We start from the raw sequence: 17,290 nt of genomic DNA on the forward strand, positions 1-17,290 counted from the left end.
TAATGGCGGAGAGCGAGGGATTCGAACCCTCGATACGCTTGTGACGTATACACGATTTCCAATCGTGCTCCTTCGGCCTCTCGGACAGCTCTCCATGTTGTATAGATTCTAAGTTGCAGTGCCTTGTCCGGCGACGCTTATTTATATTACAACATAAATTATAATTTGCAAATAACTTTTTTATATTTTTTTATTTCCTTTTTAACCCAAGCTTATAGTCTGTAAATCTTAATTAAGAACCACTGAATAGAATTTCTATAAAGAAAACTTGCCAATTGGCGAGTCCTGCCTTTAGGCGAAGACTGTGACGGAGTTGTACTTACACTTTGTTCCTAAAATGTCCGGCTACATCGAACTAGCTTCTAACTGGAAATCTATCCTTTATTACAGTGCAAAAAAAAATCCCTATATCCACATCCTTTTGTGTACATAGGGATTATTCCTTTTAGCTCTTATTGGTTACAAAACAATTGTATTAAATGACTCTGGCTCTAGCAGCAATTGATGTGTCACACCGCCATCAGCAAGCCGGAGCTCCTGTGCCTCTTTAGATGGGTTAGCTACGACAACAACCTTAGAGCCATCAGGGTTTTCAAATGCAACTGTATTACCTGTCCAAGGCCCCTTCGTTTCGATTCTAACCGCCCCAGTTTCAACGAAATGAGAAAAATGCTTCATTACATAAAACTCTGGATTATTTGTCGCTTGCTTTGATGCAGGATCAGCCGTGATCATTGAATTTTGTTCCCAGCCCCAAGTGCTTGGACCCTTTGGTTCTAACACCATGTTCCAATAGACATAGCTGTTTACACCGTTTACAAAATAATGGCGGAACAGGCTATGGACATAGTGTGCATACTCCCATGTATTCTTCCCGTCGCCGCATTCATTTTCGGTTTGCATATAGCGTAATTCAGGATAGCTTTGGACCGTCTGCTGAACGACGTACTTTCCTGCCCATTGATAGCCAACCCCCTTAACATACTTATAAGCCTCGGGATCGCTAAGAACAGTATTTGCATAAGAATTATAATCCTCTGATGACTCAGTAAATAGTTTTTCTACTCTTCCGTTTATCGTTCCTAGCCATATTTCTGTATCCAGTCCATGCTTTTCAAATGCCGGTCCTAAATAGTCACGGATAAACTCGCGAAGCTGTTCACCTGTCCATAGGCATGAAGGAAATTTTTGGTCAGCCGCTACCTCATTTTGAACGTGAACCTGGTCAATTTTAATTCCTTCTTGTGCGTATGCTTCTACAAACTTCACAAAATATAAAGCATATGCTTCTAGCACCTTCGGCTCCCAGCGCAGCGTTCCATAGTTGTAAGCCTTAGGGAACTTCATCCATGTCGGCGGGCTCCAAGGAGAAGCAAATAGCTTGATATCAGGATTGCGCTTTAAAGCTTCTTTTATATAGGGAATCAGGTATTTACGATCTCGTTCAATATTGAAATATTCCATCTCATAGTCGCCGTCTACTTCATTATGGCTGTACCATTCCAATGCATAATCGCTTGCGCCGATCGGCAGCCGACAAATAGTAAGCTTACAGTCCCCATCAGGAGAAAACAAAGCATCATATACCTTATTTCGATCAGCTTCTGGCAAATGCTGCAAAGCTGCCATTCCTAATTCATTAAAGCAGCCGCCAAAGCCTTCAAATACCTGCTGCTTCAAATCAGTCAAAGCCAGGTTAGGAGAACCATCCACCGCCCTAACAGACTGTTTTTCGCTCCAATATGTTTGTCTTGAGCTAGAAATCCACTGAATTTGCTTATCGTTCATATTCCTTACTCCTCCCAAAGTGCTGCGTGTTTACTTTTATTTATATGAAACTATTAATTTTCTTCGATAATGATGACGCCCCATGCATCGACTTCCACTGCCTGTTCACTCTGTATTGCTGCCTCTGTAAGCAATTCAACTCCATCGTTATGTGGGTACTCGAAGGAGGCTGGGCAATCCGAGTAGTTGAAATAATAACGAACCACCTTGCCGGATTGATTGATGCCTGACTTCGTAATCAGCGGAAACTCCAGATTCTGGTCTGCTCCCCAAAGATCGGCTTGTTTCACAGCATGCTCCAATACCTTTTTCATGATAGCCGGACTTGTCATACACCCAATGTATGTAGCAATGCCCTTCCCGTAATGATTCTGGGTGATTGCCGCATATTGCCCCCAATGCGGATGGTCATAATAAGCTAATACCTCTGCGGTTGTAGGGGTAATCAGTTCCATCCACGTTTCGATATAATTATCCTCTGCCTCTACCTCAAATGGATCACCCTTCAGGGAAACATTTTTCGGCTCAACAAACATACTGTACGTGATGCCGCAAGCCTCGCTGATCATACCTGGTTGGCGCGTTGTTCTCACTTTGACATTTTCATCAGTAAACCCGCTTTTGAAGGAATACACGATATGACCGCCGTTTTTCACAAATTCATTTAATCTCTCTAGCAGGCTGTCCGACGCAGTATATAATGCTGGAACAACCAATAGCGTATAGTCCTCAAGATTTTCGCTGGCTGGATGAACAAAATCACAGCCGATATTCATTTTGTACAGCTCGTCATACATCATTCGCACTACATCATTGTAGTTTTTAGAGCTGGCAAAATTAAATTTAAACCATTCGATTGCTGTTAATGACTCGTTGCTGACAAGAACAGCCACCTTATTCTTTTTCTGTAGATTAACGAGCTGTGGCGAAAGCCTTTTAAAATCTCTGCCAATTGTTTTCGCTTCGTTGTAGACAGGATTTGGTTCAAAATCATGACTCAATAATCCCTTCCAGTAGGTCTCAAAGGAGTTATGAATCGAATGCCAATGCCAGTACGCAACCATATTAGCCCCGGAAGCCAGATGGCTGAAGGCCTGCAGGCGCAATTGGCCAGGGTAGGGAACCCAATTTACAAATGCCTGCGCTTCAGTTTCAATGACAAGATAATTACTGCCCTTCATGGAACGCGCCACATCTCCGCCAAAGGAGATTTCGATTCCTGTCAAATCATCCTGCGACGGATGATAAATATCCACACCCGCAAGATCAAATGCTTTGGCGGCTTCAAAATGATCAACTTTCGGCTGGATGCCGTAGGAATAACCTCTCCATTCAAAATCAAAATTCTGCGTGACAAACTGATCATTGTGCTTATATTCATTTACAATGGCAACCTGCCAAGTAAGAAAATCGGTTACAAGCTTCCTTTGGAACTTGGCAAATTCAGCACCCAAGCTGCCATTAATCGTTCCGACTACCGAAGGAAAGTCCTCCCAGCTATTAATGCGGTTGCTCCAATAATCCAGTCCAAATGCCGCATTTACACGCTCCAGCGTTTCGAATTTTTCTCTCATATATTTCACAAACGCTAGCTGAACATTCGGCCCTGACGTATTGTAATGCTTTGTTTCATTATCCGTTTGATAACCGATAACAGCAGGATGGTCTTTGACATGCCCAATCAATTTGCGAATAATTCTTTCGGCATAGAACAAATAGGTTGGGTTCGTAATATCCATAATCTGACGAGCCCCATATCGTCCTGGCCCTTGCGGCGTAATCGCCAATACGTCCGGATGCTCCTTGACCATCCAGGTGGGAACGGCATAGGTAGGGGTTCCCACAATAACCTTAATTCCTGCTTCATGCATGGCATCAAGTACTCTGTTAACCGATGTAAAATCAAATACCCCGTTTTGCGGTTCGTGAGTGCTCCAGGTTGATTCAGCAATCCGTACTACATTAATGCCAGCATCCTTCATCATTCCAATATCTTTTTCTAATCGATCGTAAGGCATGTATTCATCATAATACGCCACCCCGTATAAAAGTTTCTGCATACAATCCACTACCTTTCCTCTTTCAAACAACTTGATAGGTTACTTAATAGCTCCTTCTGCAATTCCTTTTAGAATGTATTTCTGGAAAATCGCATAGAAAATAACAACTGGCAAAGCCGTCATCACAAGGGAAGAAAGAATTTTTGGCCAATCATTGTTATATTCACCAAACAGCATGTTGATAGATAGCATTAACGTATAATTTTTCACATCGGTCAGCATAATCAAAGGTAATAAGAAATCATTCCATAGCCATAAGATATCTAAAATTAAGATTGTCGCAGTAATCGGTTTTAAAAGAGGAAAAATGATTTTGGTGAAGATTTGAAAATCATTACAGCCGTCGATTTTAGCAGCTTCCTCTAATTCTTTCGGGATTGTTTTAATGAAGCCATGGTACAAGAACACCGCCATATTCACTCCAAGTCCGATATAAATAAGACCTAATCCAAACGTTGACCCTTGAACGGACAATCCTTTCGCTACTTTAGTCAAGGTAACCATAATCGATTGAAATGGCACCAGCATGGATGCGATGAACAGGGCAAAGATGAAATTGCTTAATTTACCAGAGGTTCTAGCTAGTTTATATCCCGCTAACGATCCGCAAAAAACAATTCCTGCAAGCCCAACAACCGTAACAATAATCGTATTCCAGGCACTATGGAATAAATTAAGCTGATCGAAGACACCCGTATAGTTTTCAAAATGAAGCTTTGTAGGCAGCGCGAGTACAGATTTAAAGATTTCTCCTTGTGTTTTAAAAGAGTTAATGATAGCCATGTAAATCGGGAAAAACGAAATGACCGCGAATACTGCCAACAGCAGTGTAGCACCAACAGACAATAAGCGTTTTGCCATCATGATTCCACCTCTTTCTTTTTCAATACTCTCACTTGAATCAATGTTATAACTAACACAATCAGAAACAGAATCATCGCTTTTGCATTCGCATATCCATATCTAAAGTTATTAGAAAATGCTTCTTCGTAAATATTTAACGCCATGACCTGTGTATCTCTTCCTGGCCCGCCGGCTGTAAGAGCGTAAACAACATCGAAAACTTTAAATGCTCCGTTCAATGTTAGGAACGCACAAATTGTCACCGCATGCATAATCATCGGGATTGTAATATGGAAAAGTCTTTGAATCGAATTAGCTCCGTCAATCATAGCCGCCTCTTTAAGATGCTGCGGAACCCCTTGCAATGCTGCCATGTAGATGACCATCATATAACCAATTCCGTGCCATAGCGACACAATGAGAATGGAGTAAAAGGCAACTTGGGCATCTCCAATCCAATGCTGATCCAAAAAAGCAAGAAGGGCTTTTTTAGAAAGCTCTGGAAGAACGTTCGTAAAGATGAATGACCACATTAATGCACTAATAATCAAACTTAACATATTAGGCATAAAGAAAATGGTACGGAAAAAGCTTTTTGTTTTTCCTCTGGACTCAATCAATAATGCCAGCAGCAATGCAGCTGCATTTTGAAACACAAACATAAACACTGTATATTTGAGTGTAAAGAAGAAGGAATGACGGAAATCAACATCATCTCGAAATGCCTCAATATAATTACTGAACCCTACAAATTTGTAGGTTTGCGATAGACCGTTCCAGTCTGTAAAACTGTACATTCCAGCTCCGATCATGGGAATTAATAAAAATACGCAATAAAACAGGAATGCTGGGAGGACAAATAGCATTAAGCTAAGTGTTCCTTTCGACTTTTTCGCACTTAATGTGCTTTTAATACTTAATGGTTGTCCAATCCTTATCTCACTGCTTTGTTTTTTCAGCTGCAACATCATTCACACCTCACTAGAGCCTTGTTTTAGTTCTAGTAGCTCAGCCGCCTGAGCTACTAGAATGGTAGACAAAGCGTTATTTGTTAACCTTTTCAAATTGTTCCCAAGCCCGATCCAAGCCCTTCACAACATCTTCTTTTTTGGTATTGCCCGCAGAATAGCTTTGTAACAGCTTTTGTGACTCATCCTTCACTGCAGATGGAATAGCTGGATCTTGATAAGCCTGTCCTTGTTTTACATAATCATTTGCTTCCTTCATCCAGGCATATGGTTCAAAATTATGAACCTTTGCCACTGCATTGAAGCCAAGGCTCTTATAAAAGTCACTGGAATCGTTATCATCTAAAATGTAATTCACAAAATCCTTTGCAACTTCTTTATTCTTGCTTAGCTTTGATACAGCAAGTGATGTAGATGTACTAAGATTTAACAGCGTCGCTTTCGGATTATCATTTACAGGTAATGGAGCAACAGCAAATTCAAAATCCTTATTGGCTTTCGTAATAGATTCTGCCATCCACGGTCCCTGCACCCACATAGCCGCTTTACCATTTGCAAAATCAGATGCTCCCTGATCTGCGCCAACCTCCAAAGCTCGCCCTGTACCGTTCTCATTCACTAAATCTATGATGTCAAACATATTTTTCAATTCTGAGAATGAACCTTCGCCTTTACTCATTTTATCGATAAAATCAGGTTGATCCGTATTTACAGCTGCACCTACCGTTAACGGTAAAAACAACTGCGGAACATACACATCTTTATAAGATAATAAGAACGGAGTAATATTATGTTCTTTCAACACCTTTACGACTTCTTTCATTTCAGAAATAGTTTGTGGTACCTTCAAATTTAAATCGTTAAATATTTTTTTATTGTATAGGTACCCCCATTGAAGTGTTTCTAATGGGACAGCTACAACCTTTCCTTTGCTCGTAACAGCCGGCTTAATAGTATCGTATATTTTATCAACGAATGGTTCATTAGACAGGTCTTCCAAGTACCCAGCTTTATCGAAAAGAGGAATATCATTAATCGCATGTAAAGCAAAAACATCAGGACTATCACCAGAAGCAAGTCGTGTTTTTAACAATTGGCTCGCTTGGTTTTGGTTCGGCAGCTCCAGTTTAATTGTTACATCAATATTCTTCTCTGCCTTCTCCTTTTTCTTAAACTGCTCCAAATACTTTTCGTATTGAGCTTTAAACCGTGGTTGGGCAATAAAAAGCTTTAGCTCAACCTTTTTCCCTCCTGTATCCCCGCTTTTGCTAGAAGTAGATTGTGCGTCGGACGAACAACCAGCCAACAAACCGACCGCTGTAGTTAAGGTAAGTAACGCTGAAACCGCTTTCTTCATGTTAGATGACCTCCTGTTTGGTAATGTATGACCTGTCTCTATAGTAATCCTTTATGATCATCTCGAAAATTCAAAATATTAGTGCTTTCATTTGTACTTTTTTAGTTTGTACTTTTTTAGTTTGATCTCATTTCACCTGGAGAGAGCTTGAAATATTTTTTGAAAACACGATAGAAATAAGACACATCTTCATATCCGACCATTTGCGCGATGCTCTTAATTTGCAGCTCATTACTAATCAGCAGCTTTCTCGCATGCTCCATGCGATGGCTGATAATATATTCTGTAATATTGCATCCATACGTATTTTTAAATGCTTTGCTTAAATACTCCTTGCTGACAAAGAACTTGTTCGCTAATATCTCAAGGGAAATATGGGAATCTGTAAAGTTTCTCTCTATATATTCTTTAATCTCCCCCAAATTCACCCTATTTTTCCTTTTATTCATATGAAGCATATATTCTATAAAGTGTTTTCCCAAAGTCTGATGCTGCTCAATCATCCGCTCAAGAGACGTTTCTAATCTATCGTATAAACTTTTATTTTCTTCAAAAATATCGTTAACATTATAATTATTTTTCAGCATTTGCTCTTCTAATATCAGAATGAACTCTTGATGGATTTTGAACAGGGCATTTCTATCAATTCCCTCCATTTTCTTTAACTCTCCATAAAATCGCTGATGCGCACTTTCAAATCCTAGTACATTGGCTTCCTGCAAAAAAGATGTGACTGTTTTTTTATATTCTCTAATTAATAATGAAAGATTATGATTCGTAAAAGAAAAAGGCTGATACGTATAGGAATCCCGCTGACTTTTGATTTCCTTTGTGCATTTTTCTAAAGCAAGATTTAATTCATCTTCATGAATCGGTTTCAATAAATATTCATTCACCTTTGAATGGATGGCCTGTCTCATGTAAATGAAATCATTATAGCCGCTCGCTACAATAAGCTGAATATGAGGAAAACGTTCAGTAAGAGTTTGAAGCAGCTCCATCCCATCCATCCCTGGCATTTTCATGTCAGTAATCACAATATCTGGAGACAGCTTTTCAATAAGCTGTAATCCCTCCTCTCCATCACTCGCTTCCCCAATAATTTCAATCCCATACTGCCCCCATCTTCCAAATTGCTTAATAACCTCTCTTGTCCATTTTTCATCATCAACAATTATGGTTTTGAACATTTCTTTACCCCTCCAAAGTCTTCGTAGTAGGAATTCTCATGAGTATTTGCGTCCCTTGACCAGGTTCGCTTGTTATATCAAGGCCATAATCATTTCCGAAAGATAATTTAATCCTTGCATCCACATTCTTTACGCCGATGCTCCCTTTTGCTTCTAAAGGATAATCTATATTGGACTGCAGCTGCCCCTTAATCTCCTGTAACCGCTCTGCTTCTATCCCCATTCCATTATCCTTAATGACAATCTCTATATCCTCAAACACCTTTTGAACTTCAATCGATAATTTCCATACGCCCGTCTTCTTTTCAAATCCATGCTTAAAGGCATTTTCTACAATAGGCTGAATAGACAGCATCGGAATATAATCATGCTCGACCCCATCTTCGATAAAAATCTCCGTCTCTATTTTTCCTTCAAAGCGCAATTCCTGTATATACAGGTAGTTTTTGATATGCTCCATCTCTTGTTCAATCCAAACTAAGTTCCCGTGCTTTCTCGTAATATAACGAAACATATCGCTTAATGCACTCACAACAGAGTAAATTTTAGGAACATTATGCGCCACAGCCATCCCGCCAACGAGCTGCAGCGTGTTATATAAGAAGTGAGGATTCACTTGTGCCTGTAAGGCCATAAATTGAGCACTTCTTTTTTCTACTTCATTTTTGTATTCCCTTTCAATTAACTCCTTAATTCTATGAATCATAGACGTAAATCGCTTTTCAAGTAAACCAATCTCATCCCTGCTATGCACTTCAACTTTTACATCTAAATTATGATCCTCTACCTCCTGCATAGCGCGTGCTAGCTCAATAATCGGCTTTGTCGTTCTAAGTGATATAACAATAGATAAACCAACCGTAAGAATAATAGAGAAAATACTAATAATAATTCCGTACGTGAGTGTTTTAATCGATCCGCTTAAAATAACTTTGTTGGGAATTACCTTGACAACAATAACCTCATTATTTACAGCCTTTTGAAAAAAGATATAAGCTTTTTTTGTTTTCAAATAAGAAGTATGATTCTTACTGCTATTTATTTGCTTGATCACCTTTGCAAAATCAACAGGCGGCTCTTCTACTTGGTTAGGATTATACATAATATGCCCACTTCGATTTAATAGAAAAACAGAACTTTCCTTCTCTGATTCCAGCATATCTATGACACTGTCAATTAAGCTCCATTTCATTTCTACTGATATACCGCCAACGATTTTCCGATCTTCAAACCGAATAATGCTGCGAGTCAAAGTAAAGCTTTGTTTCACTTCATCACTTGTAAATCTGTAGGATGAATTCGGTGCTAAATGAGCCCACTTAGAACCAGTAGTATCATCAATTTCATCAACCAAATAACTATCATCCCTTAAGGAATACACAGTATGATTTTCTTTTGAATACAACGAAATGGCCCCAATATGTTCAGTTCCATAATAGAAAGAAAATAACTTATCCTCAATATAGTCCCATGCATTATACTGCAAGGACAAATCTCTCTTCGTATCACTAATACTCGGGACCAGCTTTTCATCGACTAGACTAGAGTATAAGAGTTTATCACTTTGCCTCACCTTTTCGTTTACATATTTTCCTGCTAACACAATTCTGGAGTGATTCGAGTTTACAATTTCCCTCTCAAAAGTACTTTGAGACACGTTAATTGCAAATATAATTAACAACAATAATGGCACAATCATGACCACAAGCATGAGAACCATAAGCTTGTATCGTATACTACTTGCAATACGGCGATACAAATTTTGATGTAAAAATGTTATGAATGTGTTCCAGTTTCGTTTTATCTTCAACATCGCAGCACTTTCCCTTATAAAAAATTATTAGTTCTATTAAGAAAACTCATCGATTAGCGAGCCCTGCCTTTGGGCGAAGACAGAGGCGTAATTGCACTTATACTTTATTCCTAAAATTTCTCACTACGTCGAATTGTCTTCCTGCTAGAAATTTATACTTTCTCAAAGTGTTAAAACTAGATCACTACTTAACTAGGAAACTAAAATCGGGTAGGTGAGAGGATAGCATGGTCCCTCACTTACCCGATGCAAATATAAATAGAGAGTCGATTATCATGATTACGCCCTCTGCAAATCCCGAAGGTCCCGCCAATGAATTCAATAATGTCTGAAGCTCCGAATCCTGGAAAACATCAAACTCAAATCTACAAACCTTCCAAAAGTAATATGCGGATTGCTTGATTCGTAGAGTAGCACATTCCGAAATCATCCCCGTTAATAATGAAACAACGTTCATTCATCATTAGCCTTCTCCCCCTTCATTTAAAACGCTTACATTCAAAAGTATCGTTAATACCTTCTAAAGCTCTATGTACTTCCCTTCATTTAAGAGACTATATTTCCTGACGTTCCTATTTTCAGTATAACTACACATAAACTGGAAACTCAATCTAAAGTTTTTTCCATGTTACATCAATGACAAAGAGATTACATTTTTTGTTTTCTACATAATATAACAAATTACCACTATCCCCTCCTGTTATAGTAATCATAAACGGCATCTTTTTATAACTGTTAAACAATCTTTCTTCCCTTGCTTTCTTGTACGGATATATACATATCTCAAATAAACTAGAAAAATTTTAGGAGGGGATTATAATGAAAGGGAAATTTTTAATAGGTAATCATTCGGTTGTTGAAATGCGGATTAAATATTACATGAAGTGCTTATTGGTAGAAACTCCTGAACACGTCATACAATATCTAAACAAACGTTTAAAAACATTTAAATGTATGTTAGAAAATTGCAATATGTATCCAAGGATTGTGGTAGTATCCGTACAAGATCTTATTAAGGAATATTCTTTAGATGTTATTCGTATTAAAGAATACATAAATAGGAAAAAAGATTATGATTCCCCGATTCGTACAATTAATGTAGGTTTTAACATCAAAACAGGTATGGAAGGTAATATAAGTTTATAAAGAAAATTCGCCGATTCGCGAGCCCCGCTCTTGTTCGAAGACAGAGGCGTAGCTGCCCTGATACTTTATTCCTAAAATTGCTCGTTACGTCGAACTGTCTGCCAGCTAGAAATTTATACTCTCTGGTGTAAATTAAAAGATTGCATTCCTTACTAAAATTAGGCTCCTGACGTGTATATCAATCATGTTCACCGGATATAATTTTTATTAGCAGGAGCTAAAGCTTCTTAGACAACTTCGACAATCTCCACTAACACAGTAGAACACTCAAAGCAGTATGAATGACCTTGCTAGTTACAAAAACCGACCTCCAGAAGAGCTTGAAATCCACAGTTTTTATTCTTTTGCAGCCTTTTAATTTCAGAAGGACTTATCTTTGAAAAAGAACAGGAGGAACCTCATGTATCATAATACTGAGCCGCAACAATGGGTGAATGACTATTTAGATTTGTACCTTTATGCAGGAAGAATAGGTGACCAATCTTGGCAACAAGAAATCCTCGCTAAATTAATAAACTTTTCAACAAACCAGCTATCCAGATCAGCTATAACCTACTAAATTGAACTCCTAACCCTAAAGTAAAATGTCTAGCCTATCTGTTTCCGTATAACATTAGGAGACAAATAGGCTAGGTATTTTTTTATGAAGCTAGTGCAAGAAGTATTTATTTTATATAAGATCTTCATCAACTATCCCCCATTCATGCTTTACATCCTAAATGTATGTAAGTGTGGGTAGAGCAAATAACCCCTAAAACTACCAACTACCCCAAATAGAGAAGAATTACCAAATTGATTTGAATGATTTACAAAGAAAAATGAAATTGCTAAATTATAATAATGAAAGCGGTTACATATCATTGTAAATTTATTAGAAGGAGGGTGATTTGGCATGGATATCTCTATTCTTGAAAAACAATTGCGAGAAATGAACAATTATGAAAAGAAGTATTCAGGAACCCCTGAACAGCCAAAGCATTACTCCCACATGGATGAATCAGAACTTACTTTTTCTCCAGACCAGCAAGCACCCAACATTGTACCAACAGATTACTTTTTTAAGCTTGATCAAAATGTTGTATTTTTAAAGCACCCTCGGTATGTTAAATTTACAGAACATAGGCATTCCTTTATTGAGATGAATTATGTGTACTCTGGTTCTTGTACACAATATATTGGTGGCAAAGAGGTCACTTTAAATGAAGGAGATCTCTGTCTACTTGATACGAATGTAACGCATGCAATTGATAGCGCTTCCGAAAATGATATTATTATCAATATTATGATTCGAACAAGCTATTTCGACTCTGCCCTACTCCAAAGATTATCAGGAAATGATTTATTAACGGACTTTTTCGTGAATTCCATTTACCAGCGAAAGAAAAACAGCCGGTATATACTGTTTTCGAAAGGTCAAGACCACAGACTCAAGGACTTAATCAGACAAGCATTATGGGAATACTCTCATCCACAGCTTTGCTCCGTTGAAGCCATCAATTCCTATATGTTATTGATTTTTACTGAGCTGCTGCGGATGTACCGAAAGAAGATTTTCCAAAGAACAAATTCTGGAAATGTATTTTAACACAAATTTATACGGCGGGGATATATATGGAGTTGCCAAAGCGGCTGAGCGTTTCTTTGGATTGAGTCCTGATGAGCTTGATCAATTAACACTAGAACAAGCTGTACTATTAGCAGGAATTCCACAAAGCCCAAATAGATACATGCCAACTGTAGAAGCAAACCTTGATAGAGCTGAAAAAAGAAGAAATATGGTTCTTCACTATATGAATAGACACGGATACATTTCAGAATCAGAAATGATTAAAGCACAAAGTACACCTATTGAAGATACACTCAATATTCAAATGCCAAAAGCTAATAAATAGTAAGCAGTTGTTAATACAGTTATTAAAGAGGTACAAGAAAAAACAGATGCTAACATTTTTGAAAATGGATTAGAAATTTAACCGATTCTCCATGAAGGATTAAAACCATTTGGGGTTTATGGACCACCAAAAGAAGATTGGATTCATTTAGGAGTAGAAAATTCACCACTTTAAGAACATCATCTAATACGGGCTTATCTTGAATATAACAGATAAAGCAGACCCACCGATTGGCAAAGACAGAGGCAAAGTTGCACTTATACTTTGTTCCTAAAATTTATAACTACGTCGAATTGGCTTCCAGCTAGAAATTTATACTTTCTTACATTGTAAAGAAAACCCTCCCTACTTAGCCATAGAAGGGAGGGCTTTTACTGCTATTTCAAATCACTGTTTAGTTGTTTCCCCATACATCTTCAGCAATTTTAATTACATGTTTTATCTTATTCCATTGATCTTCTTCCGTTAATTTGTTTCCTTCTTCCGTACTTGCAAATCCGCATTGAGGACTTAATGCTAGGTTTTCTAGAGGAATATATTGACTTGCTTCTTTGATTCGCTCTTTAATCAATTCAGGATCCTCTAGTTCAGGGAATTTAGATGTAATTAATCCTAAGATAACTGTTTGGTCATTACGCTTAAAGCTCTTTAATGGTTCAAAATCACCTGAACGTTGATCATCATATTCTAGGAAGAGTCCATCTACATTTAAGTTAGCAAATATTGCATCAGATATATTGTCGTACCCGCCACTTGTAATATATGTAGACCTGAAGTTCCCACGACAAATATGCATTGTAATTACCATATCAGCAGGCTTCTTGGAAATAGAATCATTTAAGCAACGTACTCTAGTATCGATAATGTCTTGTACATCCATGCCGAGTTTTTCAACGACTGCTTGTATACGTTCTTCGGAAACAAAATCAATCCAGGAAGTATCGTCTAATTGTAAATAACGGCAGCCTGCATCATAGAAAGCCTGAATTGCTTTTTGGTAAGCTGCTACTGTATCATTATAAAACTCCTCTTGGTTGCCGCTATAATACTCATCACCTTGAATTCTAGTGAATAACATATTAGGACTTGGAATGGAGAACTTAGCCACTTGGCTTCCATCACCATATTGGTTAACAGCTTCTTTTAGGAACTTGAAGTGTTCTAGCATATAATGATTATTAAAGCCTACTTTACCAACTACTTTGATTGCCGTATTTTTTGTTTTGGCACCCTTGAAGTTACTTATATATTCCGTTTCAAACTCAACTATCCCTTCTAAACCTGATAAAAAATCTAAGTGCCACCACGAGCGTCTAAATTCGCCATCCGTGATTGATTTAAGGCCTACCTCAATTTGTTTTTGCACAAGCTTCGCAATCTCTGTATCCTCTACAGCCTTTAGGGCATCCTTATCGATTTCCTCATTCGCATAAGCTGTTCTTGCTTCTTTAATAGGCGCCGTTCTTAGAAAGCTTCCTACATGATCGGCTTTAAATGGAGCTTTCACTAGTGTTGTTGTCATATTGAATTTCCTTCTTTCTTTAATAATCAAAAAACCCTCTTCTCAAAAATAAGAAGAGGGTAATTACCGTAATAGGTTCTCTTCTTATCTTCAAGCAAATCGCTCCTGGAATTGGCACAGTACTTAAATAGTCCGCTGCCGAGGTCTCATAGGGCCAGTCCCTCCACCTCTCAGGATAAGAATATTCAAAAGTATTTAACTAGACAAATATTTAACTTAGTAATTAAACTACACTTGTTTTGTTGCCCTGTCAATAAGTTTTTTTAAAGAAAACTCGCCGATTGGCGAGCCCCGCTCTTGGGCGAAGACAGAGGCGTAGTTGCACTTATACTTTATTCCTAAAATTTCTCGCTACGCCGAATGGGCTTCCTGTTAGAAATTTATACTTTCTTAAAGTGTAAAGAAAACTCGCCGATTGGCGAGCCCCGCTCTTGGGCGAAGACAGAGGCGTAGTTGCACTTATACTTTATTCCTAAAATTTCTCGCTACGCCGAATGGGCTTCCTGTTAGAAATTTATACTTTCTTAAAGTGTAAAGAAAACTCGCCGATTGGCGAGCCCCGCTCTTGGGCGAAGACAGAGGCGTAGTTGCACTTATACTTTATTCCTAAAATTTCTCGCTACGCCGAATGGGCTTCCTGTTAGAAATTTATACTTTCTTAAAGTGTAAAGAAAACTCGCCGATTGGCGAGCCCCGCTCTTGGGCGAAGACAGAGGCGTAGTTGCACTTATACTTTATTCCTAAAATTTCTCGCTACGCCGAATGGGCTTCCTGTTAGAAATTTATACTTTCTTAAAGTGTAAAGAAAACTCGCCGATTGGCGAGCCCCGCTCTTGGGCGAAGACAGAGGCGTAGTTGCACTTATACTTTATTCCTAAAATTTCTCGCTACGCCGAATGGGCTTCCTGTTAGAAATTTATACTTTCTTAAAGTGTAAAGAAAACTCACCGATTGGCGAGATCCGCCCTTGGGCGAAGACAGAGGAGAGGCGTAGTTGCACTTATACTTTATTCCTAAAATTTCCGACTACGCCGAATGACCTTCTAGCTGGAAATTTATACTTCCCTACAGTGTAAAAAAGTAATCCTTTAAGCATTTTATAGGGAAATTTACAAATTATATTTTCGAATCAAATAAGTCGGCGTACAGCTCCACGCATGGCAGTAGCTATTAATCAAATAACTGCCGTACGGTGAAAAGTCTTTATTATTAGGGTCATATAATTCCCAGAACGTATCTGCACCGTCATGGATCATTTCACCCCAGTACGCTTTTAGCTGTTCAACTGCCTTTTCTTTTTCGCCTACTATAATAAGTGCTTCCACTAAGTAATGGTACATATACGGTGTTGTGAGGACAATCTCAGGTTTCTCTGACAATAGACGGTTCATAAGCTGACGATTTTCCTCTGGCTCTAGTACCTCCGCCAATGCCATCCAAATCTGGCTTGCCCACGAAATTTGTTTTTCTGCTCCGCTTACGAAAAAGCCTTTTTCTTCGTCCCATAGATGGGTAATCGTTGCCGTTACAATCTCCTGCAGACGCTCTTCTAAGAAAGCCTGCTTGTCGCTGCCCAACACCTTTGCCATTTCAATTGCCCGCTTGATTGCATGAATAAGCACAGCCTGCGAAGGAGCTTGCTTGTTTAATTCCTGGTGCCAATCAATAAATGACCACCACGATTTATCATCCTTTACAATATTGTGCTCATCTAATCGTTCTAATGCGAGCTCAATTTGACGATAAGCACTAGGCCATAGCTCCACTAGCGTCTCTTTGTCGTTCGTTGCAAAGTAATAGTCATGCAATGTTGTTGAAAATAGCAGTGAATAGTCAAATAAGTATATGTCATCTGGAATTAATGATGGCGCAATAAATACATTTGCCATAATTTTTCCTCTATCATCCGGCACACCTGCAAATAAATATAAGCAGCGTTTTACTAAATCATTATTTTGGAATGTCTCGTAATTTGCTAATGCCTGAAGCCGTAAATCGCCGAGCCATAAACGACGGTCGCGCTTCGGTCCATCCTCAAATACATCCTGCATGCAATCCTGCAGCGTTTTAATGCTCACCTGATCAATCTGAGCCAGCAACGAATCCTTATGCTGAAGTGGAATAACACGGGATGGATCAGCCGATGTCACTGTTTGGCATTGGATATCATCGAATGCGACACGATATTTTCGCGATGTATCCAACACTTCAAATTTAATATAACGGAAGCTATAACGGCGTGGTAATTCGATACGAGCTGGCAGCACATCCACATAAATCGTTTCTTCCTGCAGCCATGAACTGCTTAACCAACCGTCATATTCTGAAAATGGCTCTGCCATTTCAACTGGCATTTCACCGAATGTTAATTTAAGACTAAGAGGTGCATCAGGCGGACTGCCAACCGGTCTAATTTTCATGGATACATAGCCAACCTGGTGCGTACCAAAATCAAGGATAAATTCATCGCCCTTACCATAGGACTGTCCTGCTTGGGGTTCAATGGCTTGCGCTCGCCAGCCATGGATAACGGCTGGATCCGCTACTACCTCTACAAAGTTTTGCGGCATTACCGTTTCTCTTACTAGCTCTGGCTTTAATTGTTCAGACTTTGCGATAAAGTCTTCATTACGATCAATTACCAAATCATTGATTATTTGAGTTTGTGCTTCGTTTGCCATAAGTATTCCTCCCCGTCTTAGCCATTTTGC

General features: G+C 38.7%; 12 protein-coding genes, 1 tRNA gene, 1 pseudogene and 1 riboswitch. Of the genes and pseudogenes, 4 read left to right on the forward strand and 10 right to left on the reverse strand.

Features of this window, described 5'->3' with window-relative positions; all coding sequences use genetic code 11:
* Positions 1-3 precede the first annotated feature (3 nt).
* The 8 genes from EP737_RS22735 to EP737_RS22770 form a co-directional block, all read right to left on the reverse strand.
* A tRNA-Ser gene (locus EP737_RS22735) sits at positions 4-94 on the reverse strand.
* A gap of 365 nt (positions 95-459) precedes the next feature.
* Positions 460-1,788 carry a glycoside hydrolase family 30 protein gene (locus tag EP737_RS22740; protein WP_129731324.1) on the reverse strand — a complete coding sequence of 443 codons (1,329 nt, stop codon included), beginning with the start codon at positions 1,786-1,788 and terminating at the stop codon, positions 460-462.
* Between the two features lie 53 nt (positions 1,789-1,841).
* The gene (locus EP737_RS22745) at positions 1,842-3,848 is read right to left on the reverse strand and encodes a beta-galactosidase (protein WP_129731326.1); all 2,007 of its coding nucleotides are present in this window, start codon (positions 3,846-3,848) and stop codon (positions 1,842-1,844) included.
* Between the two features lie 39 nt (positions 3,849-3,887).
* Complete coding sequence (locus EP737_RS22750) at positions 3,888-4,712, reverse strand: carbohydrate ABC transporter permease (RefSeq protein WP_129731328.1); 825 nt, start codon at positions 4,710-4,712, stop codon at positions 3,888-3,890.
* Complete coding sequence (locus EP737_RS22755; RefSeq protein ID WP_129731365.1) at positions 4,709-5,557, reverse strand: carbohydrate ABC transporter permease; 849 nt, start codon at positions 5,555-5,557, stop codon at positions 4,709-4,711. Before EP737_RS22755 ends, EP737_RS22750 begins: the two co-directional genes overlap by 4 nt.
* Positions 5,558-5,735: 178 nt before the next feature.
* Positions 5,736-7,016: an ABC transporter substrate-binding protein gene (locus tag EP737_RS22760; RefSeq protein ID WP_129731330.1), complete on the reverse strand. Its 1,281-nt coding sequence runs from the start codon at positions 7,014-7,016 to the stop codon at positions 5,736-5,738.
* 116 nt (positions 7,017-7,132) lie between these two features.
* Entirely contained in the window at positions 7,133-8,206 is a 1,074-nt protein-coding gene (locus EP737_RS22765; RefSeq protein ID WP_129731332.1) for a response regulator transcription factor, read from the reverse strand.
* Positions 8,207-8,210: 4 nt separating this feature from the next.
* Positions 8,211-10,019, reverse strand: coding sequence for a sensor histidine kinase (locus tag EP737_RS22770; protein WP_129731334.1), 1,809 nt, complete (start codon positions 10,017-10,019; stop codon positions 8,211-8,213).
* A gap of 819 nt (positions 10,020-10,838) precedes the next feature.
* On the opposite strand from EP737_RS22770, the gene EP737_RS22775 reads away from it, so the two are divergent.
* From EP737_RS22775 to EP737_RS26980, 4 genes and pseudogenes are all read left to right on the forward strand, one after another.
* Positions 10,839-11,165, forward strand: coding sequence for a hypothetical protein (locus tag EP737_RS22775; RefSeq protein WP_129731336.1), 327 nt, complete (start codon positions 10,839-10,841; stop codon positions 11,163-11,165).
* 892 nt (positions 11,166-12,057) lie between these two features.
* Positions 12,058-12,750 (forward strand): AraC family ligand binding domain-containing protein, encoded by a 693-nt coding sequence (locus EP737_RS22780; protein WP_129731338.1) that lies wholly within the window; start codon positions 12,058-12,060, stop codon positions 12,748-12,750.
* On the forward strand, positions 12,740-13,057 hold the full coding sequence (locus tag EP737_RS22785; RefSeq protein ID WP_129731340.1) for a transglycosylase domain-containing protein: 318 nt from the start codon (positions 12,740-12,742) through the stop codon (positions 13,055-13,057). Before EP737_RS22780 ends, EP737_RS22785 begins: the two co-directional genes overlap by 11 nt.
* Positions 13,058-13,153: 96 nt before the next feature.
* Positions 13,154-13,231, forward strand: a pseudogene (locus EP737_RS26980) (DinB family protein); the annotation flags it as partial.
* Between the two features lie 220 nt (positions 13,232-13,451).
* Here EP737_RS26980 and EP737_RS22790 read toward each other — a convergent pair.
* Positions 13,452-14,579 (reverse strand): 5-methyltetrahydropteroyltriglutamate--homocysteine S-methyltransferase, encoded by a 1,128-nt coding sequence (locus tag EP737_RS22790; protein WP_129731342.1) that lies wholly within the window; start codon positions 14,577-14,579, stop codon positions 13,452-13,454.
* Positions 14,580-14,660: 81 nt separating this feature from the next.
* Positions 14,661-14,761, reverse strand: a riboswitch (SAM riboswitch).
* A 927-nt stretch (positions 14,762-15,688) separates the two neighbouring features.
* A complete protein-coding gene (locus EP737_RS22795; protein WP_129731344.1) occupies positions 15,689-17,260 on the reverse strand; it encodes an alpha-L-rhamnosidase-related protein in 1,572 nt (523 codons plus the stop codon).
* Positions 17,261-17,290 lie beyond the last annotated feature (30 nt).

The sequence above is a fragment of the Ectobacillus funiculus genome (assembly GCF_004138295.1).
GTDB classification, from domain to species: Bacteria; Bacillota; Bacilli; order Bacillales; family Bacillaceae_G; genus Ectobacillus; species Ectobacillus funiculus.